This is a genomic window from Pseudomonas sp. ASL3, from assembly GCF_056680425.1.
Genome location: NZ_CM155281.1, coordinates 688264 through 707892 on the forward strand (window position 1 = coordinate 688264; position 19629 = coordinate 707892).

12 protein-coding genes are annotated in these 19629 nt (G+C 57.6%); 8 read left to right on the forward strand and 4 right to left on the reverse strand.

Annotated features, from left to right (window positions below):
- Positions 1 to 15: 15 nt before the first annotated feature.
- Genes rnhA through AC1MEE_RS03160 form a run of 3 tightly spaced genes read left to right on the forward strand, consistent with a single transcriptional unit; the run spans position 16 to position 1815 of the window.
- The gene (rnhA, locus tag AC1MEE_RS03150; RefSeq protein ID WP_480416141.1) at positions 16 to 468 is read left to right on the forward strand and encodes a ribonuclease HI; all 453 of its coding nucleotides are present in this window, start codon (positions 16 to 18) and stop codon (positions 466 to 468) included.
- Positions 461 to 1213, forward strand: a complete 753-nt coding sequence (gene dnaQ, locus AC1MEE_RS03155) for a DNA polymerase III subunit epsilon (RefSeq protein ID WP_480413772.1) — start codon at positions 461 to 463, stop codon at positions 1211 to 1213. The genes rnhA and dnaQ overlap by 8 nt, the downstream gene beginning before the upstream one ends.
- Positions 1214 to 1263: 50 nt before the next feature.
- Positions 1264 to 1815, forward strand: a complete 552-nt coding sequence (locus AC1MEE_RS03160; protein ID WP_480413773.1) for a GNAT family N-acetyltransferase — start codon at positions 1264 to 1266, stop codon at positions 1813 to 1815.
- Positions 1816 to 1959: 144 nt separating this feature from the next.
- On the opposite strand, the gene AC1MEE_RS03165 is transcribed toward AC1MEE_RS03160, so the two are convergent.
- Positions 1960 to 2172: a hypothetical protein gene (locus AC1MEE_RS03165; RefSeq protein ID WP_480413775.1), complete on the reverse strand. Its 213-nt coding sequence runs from the start codon at positions 2170 to 2172 to the stop codon at positions 1960 to 1962.
- Between the two features lie 316 nt (positions 2173 to 2488).
- Here AC1MEE_RS03165 and AC1MEE_RS03170 point away from each other — a divergent pair, with 316 nt between their 5' ends.
- Positions 2489 to 3052 carry an NADPH-dependent FMN reductase gene (locus AC1MEE_RS03170; RefSeq protein ID WP_480413776.1) on the forward strand — a complete coding sequence of 188 codons (564 nt, stop codon included), beginning with the start codon at positions 2489 to 2491 and terminating at the stop codon, positions 3050 to 3052.
- Between the two features lie 7 nt (positions 3053 to 3059).
- On the opposite strand, the gene AC1MEE_RS03175 is transcribed toward AC1MEE_RS03170, so the two are convergent.
- Entirely contained in the window at positions 3060 to 3746 is a 687-nt protein-coding gene (locus AC1MEE_RS03175) for a TetR/AcrR family transcriptional regulator (protein WP_480413777.1), read from the reverse strand.
- Positions 3747 to 3792: 46 nt separating this feature from the next.
- Between AC1MEE_RS03175 and AC1MEE_RS03180 the strand changes: the two genes are divergently transcribed.
- The 3 genes from AC1MEE_RS03180 to AC1MEE_RS03190 all read left to right on the forward strand — a co-directional run bounded on the left by AC1MEE_RS03180 (position 3793) and on the right by AC1MEE_RS03190 (position 10562).
- Complete coding sequence (locus AC1MEE_RS03180; RefSeq protein ID WP_480413778.1) at positions 3793 to 4893, forward strand: DUF2855 family protein; 1101 nt, start codon at positions 3793 to 3795, stop codon at positions 4891 to 4893.
- A gap of 219 nt (positions 4894 to 5112) precedes the next feature.
- A complete protein-coding gene (locus AC1MEE_RS03185) occupies positions 5113 to 10413 on the forward strand; it encodes a dermonecrotic toxin domain-containing protein (protein WP_480413779.1) in 5301 nt (1766 codons plus the stop codon).
- Positions 10413 to 10562 (forward strand): hypothetical protein, encoded by a 150-nt coding sequence (locus AC1MEE_RS03190; protein WP_480413780.1) that lies wholly within the window; start codon positions 10413 to 10415, stop codon positions 10560 to 10562. Before AC1MEE_RS03185 ends, AC1MEE_RS03190 begins: the two co-directional genes overlap by 1 nt.
- A gap of 73 nt (positions 10563 to 10635) precedes the next feature.
- On the opposite strand, the gene AC1MEE_RS03195 is transcribed toward AC1MEE_RS03190, so the two are convergent.
- Positions 10636 to 11970 carry an IS110 family RNA-guided transposase gene (locus tag AC1MEE_RS03195; RefSeq protein ID WP_480413075.1) on the reverse strand — a complete coding sequence of 445 codons (1335 nt, stop codon included), beginning with the start codon at positions 11968 to 11970 and terminating at the stop codon, positions 10636 to 10638.
- A 680-nt stretch (positions 11971 to 12650) separates the two neighbouring features.
- On the opposite strand from AC1MEE_RS03195, the gene AC1MEE_RS03200 reads away from it, so the two are divergent.
- Positions 12651 to 17954, forward strand: a complete 5304-nt coding sequence (locus AC1MEE_RS03200; RefSeq protein ID WP_480413782.1) for a dermonecrotic toxin domain-containing protein — start codon at positions 12651 to 12653, stop codon at positions 17952 to 17954.
- A gap of 210 nt (positions 17955 to 18164) precedes the next feature.
- Here the strand turns inward: AC1MEE_RS03200 and AC1MEE_RS03205 are convergent, their stop codons facing one another.
- Positions 18165 to 19589, reverse strand: a complete 1425-nt coding sequence (locus tag AC1MEE_RS03205; protein WP_480413783.1) for an IS1182 family transposase — start codon at positions 19587 to 19589, stop codon at positions 18165 to 18167.
- Between the last annotated feature and the right edge of the window lie 40 nt (positions 19590 to 19629).

The window sequence follows — 19629 nt, forward strand, 5'->3', positions numbered from 1 at the left end:
ATGGAAAAGGTTGTAATGAACGAAAGCGTTGAAATTTTCACCGACGGCGCCTGCAAAGGTAACCCTGGCCCCGGCGGCTGGGGTGCCTTGTTGGTGTGCAAGGGTGTCGAAAAAGAACTGTGGGGTGGCGAAGCCAATACCACCAACAACCGGATGGAGCTGACGGCTGCCATTCGAGGCCTGGAAGAACTCAAAAGGCACTGCGATGTGTTGCTGGTGACCGACTCCGAATATGTCATGAAAGGCATGAAGGAGTGGCTGGTCAACTGGAAGAAACGCGGCTGGAAAACCGCCGCCAAACAACCGGTGAAAAATGCCGATTTGTGGCAGTTGCTCGATGAGCAAGTCAATCGTCATACCGTGACCTGGAAGTGGGTGCGTGGTCATACTGGCCATGATGGCAACGAGCGTGCCGACCAACTGGCCAACCGCGGTGTGGATGAAGTAAGAGGCATCAAGCATGCGTAGCGTCGTACTCGATACCGAAACCACTGGTATGCCAGTCACCGATGGCCACCGGGTCATCGAGATCGGTTGCGTCGAATTGATCGGTCGTCGCCTGACCGGGCGGCATTTTCACGTGTACCTGCAACCTGATCGCGAAAGCGATGAGGGGGCCATTGGCGTCCACGGCATCACCAACGAGTTTCTGGTCGGCAAGCCGCGTTTCAATGAGGTTTCGGAGGAGTTCTTCGAGTTCATCAAGGGCGCGCAGCTGATCATCCACAACGCCGCGTTCGACGTTGGTTTCATCAATAACGAATTCGCGCTGATGGGGCAGCGGGACAAGGCTGATATCACCCAGCATTGCACCGTCCTCGATACCCTGGCGATGGCCCGTGAGCGTCACCCCGGCCAGCGCAACAGCCTCGATGCGCTGTGCAAGCGTTACGGTGTCGACAACTCCGGTCGTGAGTTGCACGGCGCTCTGCTCGATGCCGAGATTCTCGCCGACGTTTACCTGACCATGACCGGTGGGCAGACCAGCCTGTCCCTGGCGGGCAATGCGACCGACGGAAATGGTTCCGGCGAAGGCTCGGGCAATACGGCCAGTGAAATTCGTCGTTTACCGGCGGATCGACAACCGGCTCGGGTGATTCGGGCCAGTGACAGCGAAATGGCCGAGCACGACGTGCGCATGGCCGCGATCGCAAAATCTGCCGGTGCGCCCGCGTTGTGGGTGCAGTTGCTAGAGGCGCAAGCTTCCCGGTGAACAGCGCGGCGTCAGGCCGATCCATTCACCGGTAATGCAGTGGTCTTGTCATGACTGAGGTAAACCCGGCACTGTCCATTCGAGTCGCGGATGAGTGCTTCGAGGATTACATCCTCAATAGCGAGTTCACGTTCACCGTCAGCGGCTATGCGCTGGCGCAAGTGGGGCAGCGCGTCGAACGCTGGGAGATCGAGCCGGTCGAGCCTTATCGCAAGAATTACGGGATCGATTCCAGTGAGTTCTGCCACTACCGGGATGCGACCGACAGCACGGTGTTGGTGGCCTGGTTGGGCGAGCGGGCGGTGGGCCATGTGGTACTCAGCACTCACTGGAATGGCTTTGCCCATGTCGATGAACTGGCAGTCGACGCGTCGGCGCGCCGCAATGGCATTGCCAGGTCGTTACTGGATGTCGCGCAGTTCTGGAGTCGCAAGCGCAACTTGCCGGGGATCATGCTCGAGACGCAAAACAACAATCTGGCAGCCTGCAAACTCTACGAGCGTTGCGGGTATGTCGTGGGCGGGGTCGATCACATGCTGTATCGCGCCATTGATCCCGACACCCGGGAAACGGCGATTTTCTGGTATTTGATGTTCGAATGACCGATGAGTGACGAACTCAGTAACGGCCCGACCAATCCAGAGCTACCTGCCGCTTGTACTCGCCGCTTGTATTCAAAAAAGACAAGCAAAGCGTTCAAGCGGCGCGCAGGGAACCTGGCGATGCAACGTAATAAGTGGCCCGACTCAGGGAGTGCGGGTCATTTTTACGCCGGATTGAAGCAACTCGAAGTCATCCCCACCCAAATGGTTGACTCGATCGCCGATGGCTAGACGGTAAGTTGAAACGGGTTGCGTGCCGTCAGCCACATCGGGCTGTGATTCCTGGAACTCATGCACCGAGTAGACACGGCCTTCCGCATCCCTTGCATGAAACTGTCCGACGAGAACTGAAGCCATTTGCTTTGTAACCTCTGGAGATAACCGCTCATTTGCGCTGACATGCTAACACTGCGCGCTGACAATCTACGCCCGCTTGTAAGGTAAGTCTGAACGAACAGGGTCAGCCGCTACGTCCATGTGACTCAGACCACTGTTTCATAGGCGAGTTTTGATGCGTCGAAAAAATAGTCTGGCCCGTCGACCCCAAGAGCGATAGATAGCTCCGTAGGGCGTCTTGGGCGGTTCTGCGGCAATGATCGAAGTCGAAAGCCGGGCTAAATTCGCCACGTCATCTATAACTGAAACCTCCTCTAATCAGTAAGCGGAAATCTTCATGAGCCAGGTCTATAAGATTGCTGTCGTTGTCGGCAGCCTGAGAAAAGACTCGATCAACCGTAAGGTCGCTCGCGCATTGGTGGCGTTGGCCCCCAGCACCCTTGAGCTGAAAATCATCGAAATCGGTGATTTACCCCTCTACAACGAAGACATCGATACGGATTCTCCACCGGCGGCTTACACGACATTTCGCCAGCAGATCAGCGCGGCCGACGGTTTTCTGTTCGTGACCCCGGAATACAACCGCTCGGTGCCGGGCGTGCTGAAAAATGCCATCGATGTGGGCTCGCGCCCTTACGGCAAAAGCGCCTGGGCCGGCGGCAAGCCGGGCGCCGTGATCAGCGCCTCTCCGGGTGCCGTTGGCGGTTTTGGCGCCAACCATAATCTGCGTCAATCCATGGTCTTTCTCAACGTGCCATGCATGCAGCAACCGGAAGCCTATCTGGGCCATGCCGGGGCGTCTTTCGATGCGGCGGGGACGTTGTCCGAGCAAACAAAACCCCTTCTGCAAACCTTTATCAACGCTTTTGCCGCGTGGGTCGAGCAACATAAGAAAGACTGATATTCGATCAGTCGGATTCCTCCGGGTTGGGCATCGTCGGTGCGATGCTCAACCGCAGAAAAATCATCCGCTCGGCCTCTTTCAGCCAGGTGTCGACCTGCGCCGGCGAGAGCTGGGCCGTGTTGCTGTAGCGGCGCCCACCCCAGGCCATCAGCAGCAGGGCATCAATCGTCGCCTCGGTCACCGGCTGCGGCAGGTCATGGCAGGCCGCGAACGCCTCCCGCCATTTGCCCGACAGCTCCTGGAATACCCGTTGATGATGCTTGGGCTCGGCGATCTGGTGTTCCAGCATCAACAGTTCGATACCGAACAGCGGCAGGTCGATGGCTGCGGGGTCACAGGTCAAGCGTACCAGGCGCTTGATCCGGCTTTGCCAGTCCAGATCGGTGGCCGAAATGACCTGTTCATCCAATTGCCGCAACAGTGACTCGATGCACTGGCGCGTATAGCCGGACAGTAGCGCCTCTTTGCTGGGGAAATAGTCATACAGGGTGCCGACGGCGAAACCCGACTCCAGCGCCACAGCCCGAGTGGTCAGTTTCGCCCAGCCGTCACGCTGCCAAATCCGAACAAACGCTTGATAAATCGCGTCGACCGTAAACACCGCTCGGGCCTGACTCGGCCGTTTCAGTGGTTTGGCTTTGGTTTGCAGCTTGCTGGAGGGCTTGTTGGCGTTTCCGAACCCGGTCTTCATGGCGGAGGGCTACTCTTTGGCGACCTGACAACACTGGAGCTTGACGATGCAAAGCCTGGGCACGGTAACACGGCTTCTCACCCGGAAAAACGCACTGGACCAGACCCGCGTCGAGCAGCAACAGCGCAGCCTGATCCCTGCGACCGGAGAGGTCATCCTGAAGATCGAACGCTGCGCGATCACCACCAACAACATCACGTATGCCGCGTATGGCGACTCGATGAACTATTGGCAGTTTTTTCCGACCGGTCTTCAAGACTGGGGCCACATGCCGGTCTGGGGGTTCGCCGATGTGCTGGCCTCCGATGTACCGGGTGTCAAAGTGGGCGAGCGCTTCTATGGCTATTACCCGATAGCCAGCCATATCTGGATGAAGCCCGAGCGCGTCACCGAGCGCGGGTTCTACGACGGTGCCGAGCATCGCCGCGATCTGACCTCGGCCTACAACCAATACACCCGTTGCAGCTGGGACGCTTACTACAGCCCGACCACGGAAAACCTGCAAATCCTGCTTAAACCACTATTTTTGACCTCATCCATGCTTGCGGACTTTTTGCAGGACAATGAGTTTTTTGGCGCGACACGTTTGGTTTTTTCCAGCGCATCGAGCAAAACCGCCTATGGCACAGCGATCTGCCTGCAGGGGCAAAACGTGCAACGGGTCGCCCTGACCTCGGCGCGCAACCTCGACTTCGTTCAAGGGCTGAGTGGCTACGAGCAGGCGGTCAGCTATGACGATCTGCACAGCCTGGCCAAGGACCAGCCCACTCTGTATGTCGACTTTTCCGGTGATCTGCACCTGCGTGACAAGGTGCATCAACACTTCGCCGAGGGGCTGATCTACAGCTGTTTCGCCGGGTCCGCGCAAAGTACTGATGAAGCGCAATTGACCGCTATTCAAGGGCCGTCGCCGGTGTTTTTCTTCGCCCCGATCCAGATCCGCAAACGCAACGCCGAATGGGGCCCGGAGCGGGTCAGCAGCCACATCGGCGAAGGCTTGCAGCGCTTCTATCAGCAGGTGACCGACCCTGTGAAGCCCATGCTGGACGTGGTGGTCAGTGACGGTTATGCCGCTGCCCAGCAACTGATCAGCGATCTTTTTCACGGCAGGGTGGCGCCGGACGAAGGGCACATCATCAGGTTGTAGCGACCTTGCTGTCCTTTTCGCAGGCAAGCCTGCTCCCACACAGAATGCGATCAACTAATGTGAGCAGGCTTGCCTGCGATGTTTCAGTCACAAAAAACGCCACCTTGCGTTATGTACCGCAGGACAAGCGTGTTGCACCGGTAAGTTTCCTTTTCACGTTCAACCACCGTCGCGGACTTTGTTCCGCGTGTTGGTTTTCAGCGCAAAAGGAAACTTGCCATGACATCACCTTCCATCCCCGTCACTCCCACTCCAACAGCCACTGCTCCGTACTTCCATACCGATGCGCTCAAAGAAAGATTTGCTCAGGACCTGACCGACGCCGTCTTCGCCGACCATATCGACGAGGATGAAGAACGATGGCTAGGAACGCTGCTGAGCCCTTCGGCGCTGGCGCAGGCCGTGGATCCTCCGCGTGTAGGCCGTGTGATCATGACACGCGGCGTACCGGCTGGCGTCGAATTGGCCGCTGCAGTACTCATCAGTCATGAGGCATCGAGCAATCCTCGCGTTTACCTCAGTACGCTGCTGTATGGCCTGGAACCATTCAAGGATCGAGAGCAACTGCTCGCTACCCTGCAAACGCGTTTTGGATCGCGTACAGGCGTGGTGCCAGAGTTTGACGAGCAGTTGATCGAAGGCCCGTTGTTCGAACAGCGCATGCTGACGATCATCGATCAGCAGGCGGAAAAAATCGACGATGTGGCCACGCATCTGCAGCAATTGCCGTCGCTGCAAAGCGTAATTGGGTATGCCCTGGGGCAGCGGATCGAGACGGCAATGCCCGGGATACCGATTGATCCGTCGACCCACCTGCTGCACATCGTCAAGACAACGACACAGCCGTCGGAGACGGTCGTGGTGGGCGTACAGACCCTTGAGGACGCTGCACTCGACGAGTACAGCGGGCATGTACTGCCGCAAGGGCACGCTCGACGTTTCCTGGACCCGCTTGGCCAAGTGCTCGGTCCGAGTGAGGCGCAACAATACCAACATGCCTTGTCCGATACGGCCAGGGCACTGCAAACGCCCTTTGAAACTCGCCTTGGTCATTTCTGGTGGTCGCCGATCGGCCACGGCCAGACTCGCCGTGAGTACGCCGCTGATGTGCTGTCTGACTATTTCCGGCAGGAACTGTTTGCACGCAGACAGGATGCCACGCTCGACCCCGACGAGTTTCGCCGGCTCAGCGCATTGTTGGACCCGTCCCTTGTGCAGTGGGGCGACGGTAGTCCGGTCCACGTCAAAAAGCTCACGCTGTCTGCCGATGATCGAGATCCTTTAAAGTTGGTAGGCGTGTTTCTGATCGAATCGGTTGTGCCGCATCTGTCAGAGGTGCTGTTCTATTCGGTGGAACAAGGCCTGCGCCGATTCCGCAATCGGTTGGCGCTGGAAGATTATTTCTCGACAGCGGCAGGGCGTATTGAGCGGCTGCACTACCTGTCGTTGAACGACCATGCCTTGCTACGGGGTGCGCGGACGGTGCAGTTGAATGTCGAAGACATCGATCGTCCCCTGTTCCAGGACCGCATCGATTCGATCATCGCCCTGCAACAGCGCAATCTGGCCTTCGCCCTCACTCAGCCACACAAGGACCGCGAACGGGCTGCGGTCATGATTGACGATGCTTTGGATATCCGCTGCCTGATCGATCATCGCCTGCTGCGGCTCGGTGGTGGTCGATGGCGCGAAGGAGAGGACACGTTCAATGAGACCTGGCTCCAGACGCCATCGGTTCAGCCGCCACCTGCGTCGCCGACCGTGGTCGAGGCGTTCGGGCCATTCCTGTCCTGGATGGAACGGGTACAGACACTGGATGACAATGCCCAACGCATTCGACAGGCGCATCCGGGTATCGAATCCTGCGCGCGCGATGTGCTGAATAAGCAGCTGGCGATCCTCGGCGAGGGGCAACTGGATGCCAGGAATATTCAAGTGCAGCTCATTGAAGCGCTGCCGGTCGAGGCGCTGAGAGCTGAATCACAGAGCCTTCCCATTGTTGCCAGCCCGGTCTCGGCGCCCATCGGTTTGATCGCACTGTTGCTCAACCGGGTGAGTGGCCATCGGCTCGCGGACGTGCCCGTTGCCAGCCGGATTTTAATCACGTCATCGGCGTCCTCCCAACCTGAGTCCACCACGCTCCTGACCCCCTTGTTGATCAATCACCTGCTGGCGCGTGCTCACGAGCAGTTTTCAGCGGCGTATACGGGCCAAACCACGCAATTCCACTCGCGCGCCCTGCGTCAGGCCGACACCCAGATACATCCGGGGCCCTTGTCCTGCGGAATACGAGAAACATTGCTTCGCGTTGAACTCGACCTGGAGCGGCGAGTGGACGCGTTCGACAAGCAGACACTGGGTATGTTCGAACAAGTACTGAACCGCCCCGTGCGCAAGCTGCGGGAAGCACTTGGCGATGCCATCGTCGATGTCTATGCCGTGTCCTTGAACTATGGTGACGCTGACGACCGATCTTCGGCACCAATGAGCAACGTTTTTGTGCTGCACCAGACGTTTCGCGATGCCCATCGCGTGGTGCTCTGGTCGCCGCTCAACGGCCTGCGCGTATTCGACTCCCTTGAGGCGGCCAAGCGATCTTTGATGACCAGGCTGATCCTGGTCAAGTCGCGTGACCGATGGCTCGACCTGTTCGCCGAACCGGACAAAGCGCGGATTCGCCAGTGCCTGGAGCATCACCGCAGCGGTCATCAGGTCTCGATAGACGTTCGCCGACTCGATGGACACTTTATCGAACAGTTGCAGCACACAGAGCAGGACCGGCAATGCCAGGGCGTCGAGCACGCCAGCCAATTCGCCAGGAAATGCCGTTTCGAGGCTGAAGTGTTCAGTAAGGTGATGACGGCGGCCGAGACCGATGACAGGGCCGGTCAGGTGCTGGATTCCCTGTCAATCGCGATCCAGAACACCCTGTTCGAAGCGCTCATGCCGACCTGGATGAAAACGGCCTCGATCGACGATTTGTCGACGTATGTCGATATATTGACGCGTTACTGCCTGACCAACGATCCGGACCATGGCTTTCTGGCAGGTATTCCTTACCTGAAGGAGTACGCCCGCGAGCAACTGCTCACTCAACTCCGCATTGACTTTCCTGACCAGCCACTGGATCCGGACACCCTGGGTATAACGCTCACGCGATACGAGGGGGCTCCGGCGGGCACGGGCTTTGTGCCTTCCTCGTTGGCCGCAGCGACCATCACCAGCACCGAAACATTGACCGAATACGCGCTCAATCACTTCTCGAGTATCCAGGGGGCGAGCCTGACGGTGACCTCTACCGAAGGCGGCCCGGGCTCGACTTTGTTGACGCCCACTTACATCAAGGCAATGGTTCGCAAGCTCGACCTGGGGGGGCGCTTCCAAACGCTGCTGGCGCAGCAGCTGGATAAAAACAGTCCGGATTACCCCACTCGACAGGAAAGTTTTTTTCAGCAATGGCCGGCATTGCTGCTCGCAGCGGCTTTCCAGCAAAAGCTGGAAGGTCAGCTCAGTGCCACGGCTTACGACTACATAAAAAATGTCCTGGATATGCCCGATGGCCTGGCACGACAGGCCGTGCACGATGAGGACATCATCCTGCGCCCGGTTCAGCTGATCCCCAAAGCAGGTGCTGCGCCCGATACGGTCCCCGGCTGTTACCTGATCGGCCCGAAGGACCCTGTCCGGGGGCCGGTGATTCTTTATGCGATTTTTCATCAGGACTTCACCTTCAAGGAGTACACCGATGAAGCTCAATTGCTGCAAGACATCCGGACCTCGAACAGCCTGCAAGCGCTGTTCATGGGGCGGGTCACACCCGATGTACAGGCACGTTATGGTCATCACAGCTTCCTCCTGCCTCCGGTGTGGCGTACCGAGTTTTATTCGGACTTTCCGATGTTTTCACTGGGGCCTGTCACGCTGACGGTCGAGCCGATACCGGGTAACGTCCTGCAGTATCTATTTGAGGACACCCTGGAGGTCCTCAAGGACATGGCCAAAAAGCAAACCGTCACCACGGCCCAGGCCGACTGGGAATCGTTCACCTACCTGATGACACTTCAGGGCGAGCAACTCCTGATGTTCATGCCGGGGAGGATCGGACTGCTTGTCGCTGGCTGGCAAAGCCTCCAGCTCTTGCAGGCATCGGTAGTCGCTGCGTCCAGTCAGCGGTGGGGCAAAGCGGTGTCGGAGTTCACGGCAGCGTTGTCGGTGTTTGTATCAGCCAGACAGTCAGCCCTCGAGGAGGTCGCCATCGATGAACCTGAACTCGACACCCTGGCTGAAGCAGAGCCGCTGCCTGAGTTCTCCTGGCGCAATGCTCAACTGCCTGCCGACCTCAAAACCCGTTTGCAAGCGTTCGAAGTGCCTGATATTGCGTTGCGCGATTTGGCGAAGGACGAACTGTTCAACGTTTATCAGGACTCCTCGTCGTTCAAAAAATATGCCGCTGTTGCCGGGAAGGTCTATCAGGTCCAGCCGTTTCAAGATCAGTGGCATATCGTCAGCGCCGATAAAAAGGGACCGGCCCTCAGGCTTAATGAACATCAGCAGTGGGAGATCAATCTGCAGTGGGGGTTGAGAGGCGGCGGAGGTGTTTTTTCGCGGTCCAGGACATCCGTCCGCTTCACCGTCAGCGACGTCGAAGCCGAAATCAATCAGGAGTTTTCAGTTCAAGCCACGGGAATGCCCACCATCCGTATGGCGTATCGCGAAAACGCGCGCAGGATCAGCCGGGCTCATCGACAAGCCAGGCGCTATCTGAACACCTGTCTGGATAATATCAACGCGCAAAAGCCCACGATGCCGCTTGATGCAGAGGTCAACCGGATCATCGGCGAGTTCTTTGGTGTGCAGACGCCGAGTGCAGGTCTGGTGGGCGAGATCAAACACGCGGTCACGGTCCTGTTCAATGCCGTGATGGATCCGTCGCTGTCACCGTATTCCTCACCCAGGTTCGTCGTTGGTTTGAACAAACTGGGGTATCAGGACACCGTTGCATTCACACTCAAGATTGATCCACTTAAGCGGGTTTACCTGAGCGAAGGATTCTTTGAGGTGCCCAACTATCAGCTCAAGCCTCCGGCCTTCGGCAGCGCTGGTTTTAGCCTGAGTACCCATTTTCGAGCGGCCGCGCTACTCCACGAGCTTTCCCACTTGGCCAATGACACCTACGACATCGCTTATCTGGATTCCTCGGCACCGTACCTCGATCTGCTGGCCGACGAGAGTATCAAGGCTGATCTGGAGGAGGTGCAGCAGCGCTATCTTTCGCATCGCACGTCACCCAATCAGCAGTTCAAGCGTTTCGATAACGGTCGGTGGCGAGACCTGAGCAACGATGACGACGAGGGCAAGCAGTTCATTCTGACGGTCACCGGACAACCGGGACTGGCAGAAGCTCGCGTGGATTTTCTGGCCGACGCGGACAAACGCAGCAAGATCTTGCTGGGAAATGCCGACTCATTGACCCTGCTGGTGTTGCAGCTGGGACGTCGGCGCTTTGCCTCCACGCCTTGATGCACCGAAACACAGAGCCGCTTTCACACGCGGTGAAACCCTTGCTGGACGTGGTGGTCAGTGACGGTTATGCCGCTGCCCAGCAACTGATCAGCGATCTCTATCACGGCAAGGTGCCCCCGGACGAGGGGCATATCATCAAGCTGTAGCGACCGTGCTGTCGTTTTCGCAGGCAAGCCTGCTCTCATCAAACAAAAAATAACGCATTGTTTTTTATGCCTTTTATTTGGCCATAACTAACTGCATCCCAAGCTTGTGTGCCTTGCGTTCCAGGGCACGCAGTTGACGGTGTCGACTCTCGGCTTCATAGGCTTCCATACCTCGCTCCACGTAGGGTTGGCCTTTGGTCAACATGACGTAGATCAGGCGGGCCAGTTGATGCGCGGTGGCTTTGATGGCGCACGCGGTATCCATGCGCGCCAACCGGGCTCGATGGCTGGCGCCGATGAAGCTCTTGTCGTTGCGCGCGTTGGACGCGGCCTGCTTCAAGGCCTGCGCGGCTCGATTCGAGACCTTTGGCGGACTACCAGGCAGCTGCCTGCCGCCGGATATCCGGGTCGCAGGTGCCAGGCCGAGCCAGGAACAGAAGTGTTGTTGCGTGGGAAATCGCGATAAATCAGGCCCGATTTCGCTCGCCAGTGCCAAAGCGGTTTCGACGCCGATGGTGGGAATAGCGGTCAAATCAACGCCCATTATTTTTCCCAGCGCACGGTGCAAACGGGCTTGCTCGGCTGACGAGCGGTGCGGGCTGCGCAGTGCCTTGGCCGGCGGCATAGGTTCATCGTTCAATACCGGCAGTCGATCAATGGCGTGAGCGATGGCCTGATCGCATTCGGCAATTTGCTGTTCCAGAAAATCATGCGTCGCCATTTCCTGAGCCAGGGCATGCAGATGCTCGGTTCGCCAGTTACCGCGCAGGCTGCGGGCAATGGTTTCATGATCGGCCTTGATGTGACCGTTTCGAAAACCGGCCAATACGTACGGATCACGCTCGCCGCCGATGATCGCGTTGAGGATTTTCTTGCCCGTCAGGCCGGTGATGTCACTGATGACAGTGGCTAGCTGGATGTTCATCTGGGTCAAGGCTTTCTGCATGCGATTGACGCTCTTGGCCTGATCGCGAACTTTCATTGCGCGCTGGCGAACCAGAGAGCGCATCGAGCAAATGTCGTCGGCGGGCCGAAAGGCGCCTCTGAGCAAGCCGTGGGTCATGAGCTGCCAAATCCACTGGCAGTCCAGCACATCGGATTTGCGCCCGGAGGTCTGGCGGGTGGCGCGGGAGTTCACCAAATACACCTCGAAGCCCCGTGCATCGAGGATTTCAAACAGCGGTATCCAGTAGACCCCGGTTGCCTCCATGGCCACGACATTGATCTTCAACGCTTCGAGCCAATCGGCTAATGCGAGCAACTCGTCGGTGAACGTTTTAAACGAGCGGACAGGGGTGTCGCTCTGGTCGGGGTTGACCCCCACCCAATGCTCGCGACTGCCAATATCGATACCCGCACAATGAGGGTGAACCACTTCAAAACGTTTCTGCTGGTTCTTGCGCGCCATGACAATTCCTCGCAGGATTGAGGGGCGCGCGGGGAGCACGGTGGCGAATGGATTCACTCTCTCATACGTGGTCACAGCTTGCTGTGCCGACAACGACTCCACGCCGATACCGTGCGGACCACTCTCCCATGCGGGTGCGTACACACCAGTGATGGCTACGGTCTTGGTCCCCGCGCGCACTTCGATTCTACGACGTGCCCCTGTTTGCTGCGCGACAGCGCGGCGTCGAAGACGCGGCGAGGCCTCCCATCAAACAACCTATAAGCCGTTGAAAAATAAATAGTATATTTTATGGAATTTTCAGCCTGACGCTAATTCCTTGTAGGAGCTGACTTGTCTGCGATCCAGTGCGAAGCGCTGGCAAAAATAGTGAATTCACCACCGCTGGAAGGTCCTTCGGCCCTTATCGCAGACAAGTCAGCTCCTACGCCCTCCGGGCAGAATCGAGACCGTGTTTGCTGCGCGACAGCGCGGCGTCGAAGACGGGGCGGGCCCTCCCACAGGGAATGCGATCAACTGTGGGAGCAGGCTTGCCTGCGATGTTTTAGTCACAAAAAACGCCACCTTGCGTTATGTACCGCAGGGCGAGTGTGTTGCACCGGTAAGTTTCCTTTTCACGTTCAACCAGCGTCGCGGACTTTGTTCCGCGTGTTGGTTTTCAGTGCAAAAGGAAACTTGCCATGACATCACCTTCCACTCCAGTTACCCCCATTCCAGCAGCCACTGTTCCGTACTTCCATGCCGAAGCGCTCAAGCAACGCTTTGCCCAGGACCTGAGCGACGCCGTCTTCGCCGACCATATCGACGAGGATGAAGAACGATGGCTACGAACGCTGCTGAGCCCTTTGGCACTGGCGCAGGCCGTGGATCCTCCGCGTGTAGGCCGTGTGATCATGTCCCGCAGCGTACCGGCTGGCGTCGAATTGGCCGCCGCCGTACTCATCAGTCATGAGGCATCGAGCAATTCCCGCGTTTACCTCAGTACGCTGCTGTATGGCCTGGAACGGTTCGAGGATCGAGAGCAACTGCTCGCTACCCTGCAAACGCGTTTTGGATCGCGTACAGGCGTGGTGCCGATGTTCGACGAGGCGTTGATCGAAGGCCCGTTGTTCGAACAGCGCATGCTGGCGATCATCGATCAGCAGGCGGAAAGAATCGACGATGTGGCCGCGCATCTGCAGCAGCTGCCGTCGCTGCAAAGCGTAATTGGGTATGCCCTGGGGCAGCAGATCGAGACTGCAATGCCCGGGATACCGATCGATCCGTCGACCCACCTGCTGCACATCGTCCAGGCAACGGCACAACCGTCCGCAACAGACGTTGTGGGCGTACAGACCCTCGCGGACGCCACACTGGACGAATACATCGGGCGCGCATTGCCGCAGGGTCATGCGCGACGTTTCTTGAATTCACGCGGCCAGACCCTTGATCAACAAGAGACGCAGCAGTATCAACGCGTCTTGTCTGATACGGCCAAGGCACTGCAAACGCCGTTCGAAAATCTGCTGAGGCAGTTTTGGGATACGCCAGTCGGCCACGGCCAGACTCGCCGTGAGTACGCCGCCGATGTGCTGTCAGACCGTTTCCGGCAGGAACTGTTTGCGCGCAAACAGGACGCCACGCTCGACCCCCACGAGTTTCGCCGGCTCAGCGCATTGTTGGCCCCGTCCCTTGTGCAGTGGGGCGACGGTGGTCCGGTCCACGTCAAAAAGCTCACCTTGGCGGCCGATGATCGAGCTCCTCTAAAACTGGCAGGCGTGTTTCTGATCGGGTCGGTAGTGCCGCATCTGTCAGAGGTACTGTTCTATTCGGTAGAAAAAGGCCTGCGTCGATTCCGCAATCGACTGGCGCTGGAAGATTATTTCTCGACAGCGGCAGGGCGAATCGAGCGGCTGCACTACCTGTCGTTGAACGACCATGCCTTGCTACGGGGTGCGCGGACGGTGCAGTTGAATGTCGAAGACATTGACCGTCCCCTGTTCCAGGACCGCATCGATTCGATCGTCGCCCTGCAACAGCGCAACCTGGCCTTCGCCCTCACTCAGCCACACAAGGACCGCACACGGGCCGCGGTCATGATTGATGATGCTTTGGATATCCGCCGCCTGATCGATCATCGCCTGCTGCGGCTCGGTGGTGGTCGATGGCGCGAAGGAGAGGGCACTTTCAATGAGACCTGGCTCCAGACGCCATTGGTTCAGCCGCGGCCTGCGCAATCCCCCGTGGTTGCGCCGGCTACGCCGCTCCGATCCTGGCTGGAACGGGTACAGACGCTGGATGACAACGCCCAACGCCTTTGGCAGGCGCACCCGGGCATTGAGTCTTGCGCGCGCAATGTGCTGAACAAACAGCTGTCGGTCCTCAGCGAGGGACGTCTGGATGCCAGTGATATTCAGGTGGGGCTCATTGAAGCGCTGCCGGTCGACGCGCTGAGGGCTGAAGTACAGAGCCCGCTCGTCGCTGCCAGCCCTGCGCCCATCGGTCTGATCGCACTGTTGCTCAATCGGGTGAGTGGCCATCGGCTTGCTGACGTTCCTGTCGACAGCCGGATCCTGATTGCGTCACCGGCCCCTTCCCAAACGGAATCCGCCACGCTGCTGACACCCCTGCTGATCAATCACCTGCTGGCGCGTGCTCAGGAGCAGTTTTCAGCGGCGTATACACGCCAAACCACAACGTTCCACTCGCGCGCCCTGCGTCAGGCCGACAGCCAACTGCACCCGGGGGCCGTGTCCTGCGATATACGAGAAGCACTGCTTCGCATCGAACTCGATCTGGCGCGGCGACAGGCCAGGTTCGACGAGCAGACACTGGGTATGCTCGACCAAGTACTGAACTACCCCGTGCGCAATCTGCGGGAAGTATTTGGCGATGCCATCGTCGATGTCTACGCGGTGGCCTTGATCTATGGTGACAACCGGTCCTCGGCGCTGATGACCAACGTTTTTGTGCTGCATCAGACGTTTGACGTCGCAAGCAGTGTGGTGCTCTGGTCGCCGTTCAAGGGCCTGCGCGTATTCGACTCCCTGGACGCGCTAAAGCAGACCCTGATACACAGGCTGACCAGGGCTAGAACGCGTGAGCGGTGGCTGGACCTTTTCGCCGAACCGGACAAAGCACGGATCCGCCAGGATCTGGGTCACGCCAGCAGTCATCAACTCTCGATTGACCTTCAGCGGCTTGATGAGCACTTCATCCAACAGTTGCAACACGCAGAGCAGGATCGGCAATACCGAGGTGTCGAGCGCGCCTGCCAGTTCGTAAAAAGATGCCGTTTCGAGGCCGAAGTGTTCAGTAAAGTGACGACCGCTGCCGAGACCGATGACAAGGTTGGCCTGGTGCTGGATGCGGTGTCGATCAGGATCTATGGCTTGCTGTTTCAAGCGGTTATGCCAGCCTGGATGAAAACAGCCTCGGTCAGGGATTTGTTGAAGTACGCCGAGATACTGAGGCGCTACTACCTGACCAACGACCCGAATCATGATTTTCTGTTCGGTATTCCTTACCTGAAGGCCTACGCCCGCGAACAAGTACTCAGGCAGCTGGATACTGACTTCCCCGGTCAATCATGGGATCCGGACACCCTACAGATAACGCTCACGCAATACGTGCCGAGTCCGGTGGGTGTCGGGCAGACGCCTTCCCTGGTGCCTGCAGCAACCTTCAGCAACATCGAAACACTGACTGAGTACGCGCTCAATCACTTCTCTAGTATCCAGGGCGCGAGCCTGACTGTGACCTCTGCGGACGGTGGCCCAGCCTTGACTCGGTTGACGCCTGCATACCTCAAACAACTGATTCGTACACTGGATGTGGGAACCAGCTACCAACGCCTGCTTGCGCAGAGGCTGGACAAGAGCAATCCGGATTACCTGATCCGCAAGAAGTTTTTTTTCCAGCAGTGGCCGGCATTGATACTCGAAGCGGCTTTCCAGCAGAAACTCGAAGGGTTACTCAGTGACACCGCTTATGACTACATAGAAAGCGTCTTTGAAATGCCTGATAGCCTTGCCCGACAAACCGTGAACGATGAAGACATCATCCTGCGTCCGCTTCAGCTGATCGCCAAGGAAGGAGCCACGCCCGATACGGTACCAGGCTGTTACCTGATCTGCCCCAAGGACCCTGTTCACGGGCCACTGGTCCTTCATGTGATCTTCAATCAGACGTTCACCTTCAAGGAGTACGCTGATGAAGCTCAACTGCTGCAAGACATCCGGACCTCGAACAGCCTGCAAGCGCTGTTCATGGGCCGCGTCACACCCGACGTGCAAGCGCGTTATGGCCATCGCAGTTTCTATCTGCCTCCGGTATGGCGTACCGAGTTCTATTCGGATTTTCCGATGTTTTCACTGGGACCTGTCACGCTTCATGTCGAGCCTATACAGGGTAACGTTCTGCAGTATCTGTCGGAGGACACCCTGGAAGTACTCAAGGACCTGGCCAAAAAACAGGCAGTGACCACGGCCCAGGCCGATTGGGACGCGTTCACCTATCTGATGACGCTTGAGGCCGAGCAAGTCCTGATGTTCCTGCCGGGCAGGCTCGGTCTGCTTGTCGCTGCCTGGCAAAGCGTCTCGCTACTTCAGGCATCGGCTGCCTCTGCGGTCAGCCGTCGGTGGGGCAAGGCGTTGTCGGAGTTTACTGCAGCGTTGTCGGTGTTTGTGTCAACCCGGCAGACAGCCATCGAGGAAAGTGTCATTGAGTACGTTGCCGTCGATGAGCCCGAACTTGAAACCCATGTTGAAGCAGATCCGCTGCCTGAGTTTTCCTGGCGACATGCTCAACTGCCTGCTGAACTCAAAACCCGTTTGCAAGCGTTCGAAGTGCCTGATGTCGCGTTGAGCGATTTGTCGAGGGACGAACTGATCAACGTTTATCAGGACCTCAGGACCCACAAAACATATGCCGCTGTTACCGGGAAGGTCTATCAGGTCCAGCAGTTTCAAGGGCAGTGGAGTATCGTCAGCGCCGATAAAAAGGGACCGGCCATCAGGGTCAATCAGCATCAGCAGTGGGAGCTCAATCTACAGTGGGGGTTGAGAGGCGGCGGAAATCTTCTCACACACGCCGAGAAAGCCGGCGGTTTCACCCTCCGCGAAATCGACGCATTGGTCGACCAGGAGTTTACCGTTCAAGTCATGGGAATGACTGAGATGCGTGCGGCTTATCGCGGCCATGCGTTCAGGATTGGTCAGGCTCATCAGCAAGCCAAGCTTTACCTGGATACCTGTCTGGATAACCTCAACTTCCTGAGTCCCAATGCGCCGCTTGATGCGCGAGCCAATCGGATCATCAGCGAATTCTTTGGTGTGGGGACGCCAAGTGTACGTCTCGTCGACGCGATCAGGCAGTCGGTGACGCGCTTGTTCAATGCCGTGATGGATGCGTCCCTGGCGCCGATTTCTTCGTCCAGGTACGTCATGGGTTTTAACAAGGCGGGGTACCAGAACACCGTTGCCTTCACCGTTAAAGCAGATCCACGGCAACGGGTATTTCTAAGCGAACGGTTCTTCCAGTTTCAGCGTCAAACGCTCAAGCCACACGTCCGAGGCCGCGCAGGTTTCGACCAGAATGCCCACTTTCGGGGCGCCACGCTGATACACGAGCTTTCCCATCTGACCAATGACACCTACGACATCGCGTATGTGGGCTCTGTGGCACCTTATCGTGACTTGTTGCTCGACGGTTCAAACACCAAGGCTGATCTGGAGGAAACACAACAACGCTACCTTTCGCATCTCACCTCACCTAATCAGCTATTCAAGCTGTTTGAGAAAAACCGATGGCGAGACCTGAATGATGATGATCAGGAGGGCAAGGAATTCATCCTCTCCGTCACCGGAACGACGAATCTGGCGGACGCACGGGTGGAATTTATGGCTAGTGTCGACAAGCGCAGCAAGATCATGCTGAAAAACGCTGATTCATTGACGCTTCTCGTGACGTTGCTGGGCCGCGAGAGCTTCGTGCCCGTGTCCTGATCGATCTGCTCCAGACGATCACACGAACTGAGCAGGCTGTGTGAAAACCTGACGATCATGTTTCAAACCAACGCCCCGACTTGTCGGGGCGTTGGTTTTTGGCCTTTGATCCCGAAATCATCGCTGTTCGTTTTCACGTCGCCGGGACAAAGCGTTTTGAGCGCTCCATGGCCAGTCCTGGGACGTTTGTCAGGCGCAAAAAAAGGCTGCTTAGCCCATCTTCGCCATCATTTCACGCGCACCCAGCACATTGATCGCCCTTTTAAAGTTATAGGCAAGCACCGCCAGCGACATCTCTATTCGCGCGCCTTTCAGTTGGCGTAGCAAGAACCGTCCATTGCCCATGATCCATTGCTTGAGGTTGCCGAAGGGGTGTTCAACGATGGACCTTCGTTCAACCATCTTCTCCGGATGCGCCTGCATGCGCTGCTCCATTCGCTCAAAAGCGGCCTCATGCGCATGCCGCGTTACTTTCCGGCGGGAGGTCTTGGTGCACTGACTTTTCAGCGGGCAGTGGGCGCAGTCACTGGGCAGTGCGTGGTAAATACGCGTGCCGCGATTCAGTTGCGTCAGCGTCAGTAGCTTGCCATTCGGGCACCGGTACTGATCGTCCAGGGCCTCATACGTAAACTGGGTGCGGTCAAAGAATTTTACGTCCCCGCCCCGCGTGTTGATCGTTCGATTCAGCGGCACATACGCCGTGATACCCGCGTCTTCACAGGCCTGGAATTGTTTGCCGTGGGAATATCCGGCATCGGCCACTACCGTCAGCTCTGACTGTTGCAGTACTTCTTTAGCCGCTTTGGCCATGGGTTCAAGCTGTTTGCGGTCATCGCCGTCCTGAGTCACTTCGTGGTGCAGGATCAAGCCGTTCTCGGCATCCACCGCCGTCTGCACGTTGTACGCCACGGCCATGCCTTGCGGCGCCCGCATCATCCGCGCCTCGCTTTCGGTGCTGATGAACTGCTCGACTTCCAGCGCCTTCATCACCTGCTGACGGGTCAGGTTGTTGTCTCGTTTGTTGCTCAGACGGGCCAAAGCGGCTTTGACTTTCTGCTTATCCACAGGCTGATCGGCGTCGTCTTTGTCCGCCCGATCAAGCTCCGCCAGGTACTGGGTAATCTTCTTGCTCAGTATTTCCTCATCGCGCTTAAGGTGCTTGAGGCTCATATGACGGCGCTTGGAGGCCACGGCTTTGAATTTGCTGCCGTCGATAGCAACCAGCTTGCCGGCGATTAGCCCCACTTCACGGCAAAAAAGAATGAAGAGTCGGCAGATGGCGGCGAATGCGGCACCGTTGTCTCTGCGGAAATCGGCGATGGTTTTGAAGTCAGGTGCGAGCTGATTGAGCAGCCACATGACTTCGATGTTGCGCAGGCATTCGGCTTCGAGGCGGCGTGACGAACGGATGCTGAGGAAATAGCCGTAGAGATAAAGTTTGAGCAGGTCTGCCGGATCATAGGGCGGGCGCCCGTTGCCCTTGAGGACAGCCTTGTCGAATCCCAGCTCCCGCAGATTGAGCTGGGTGACATAGGCATCAATGACTCTGACCAAGTGGTCTACCGGAATGGATTCTTCCAGCGACACCGGAAAAAGACTGCTCTGATCGCGCGCTATGCCTTGGATGTATGCCACAAAAATGCCCCCAATCTTCCGATGAAGGCATTTTCTTAGA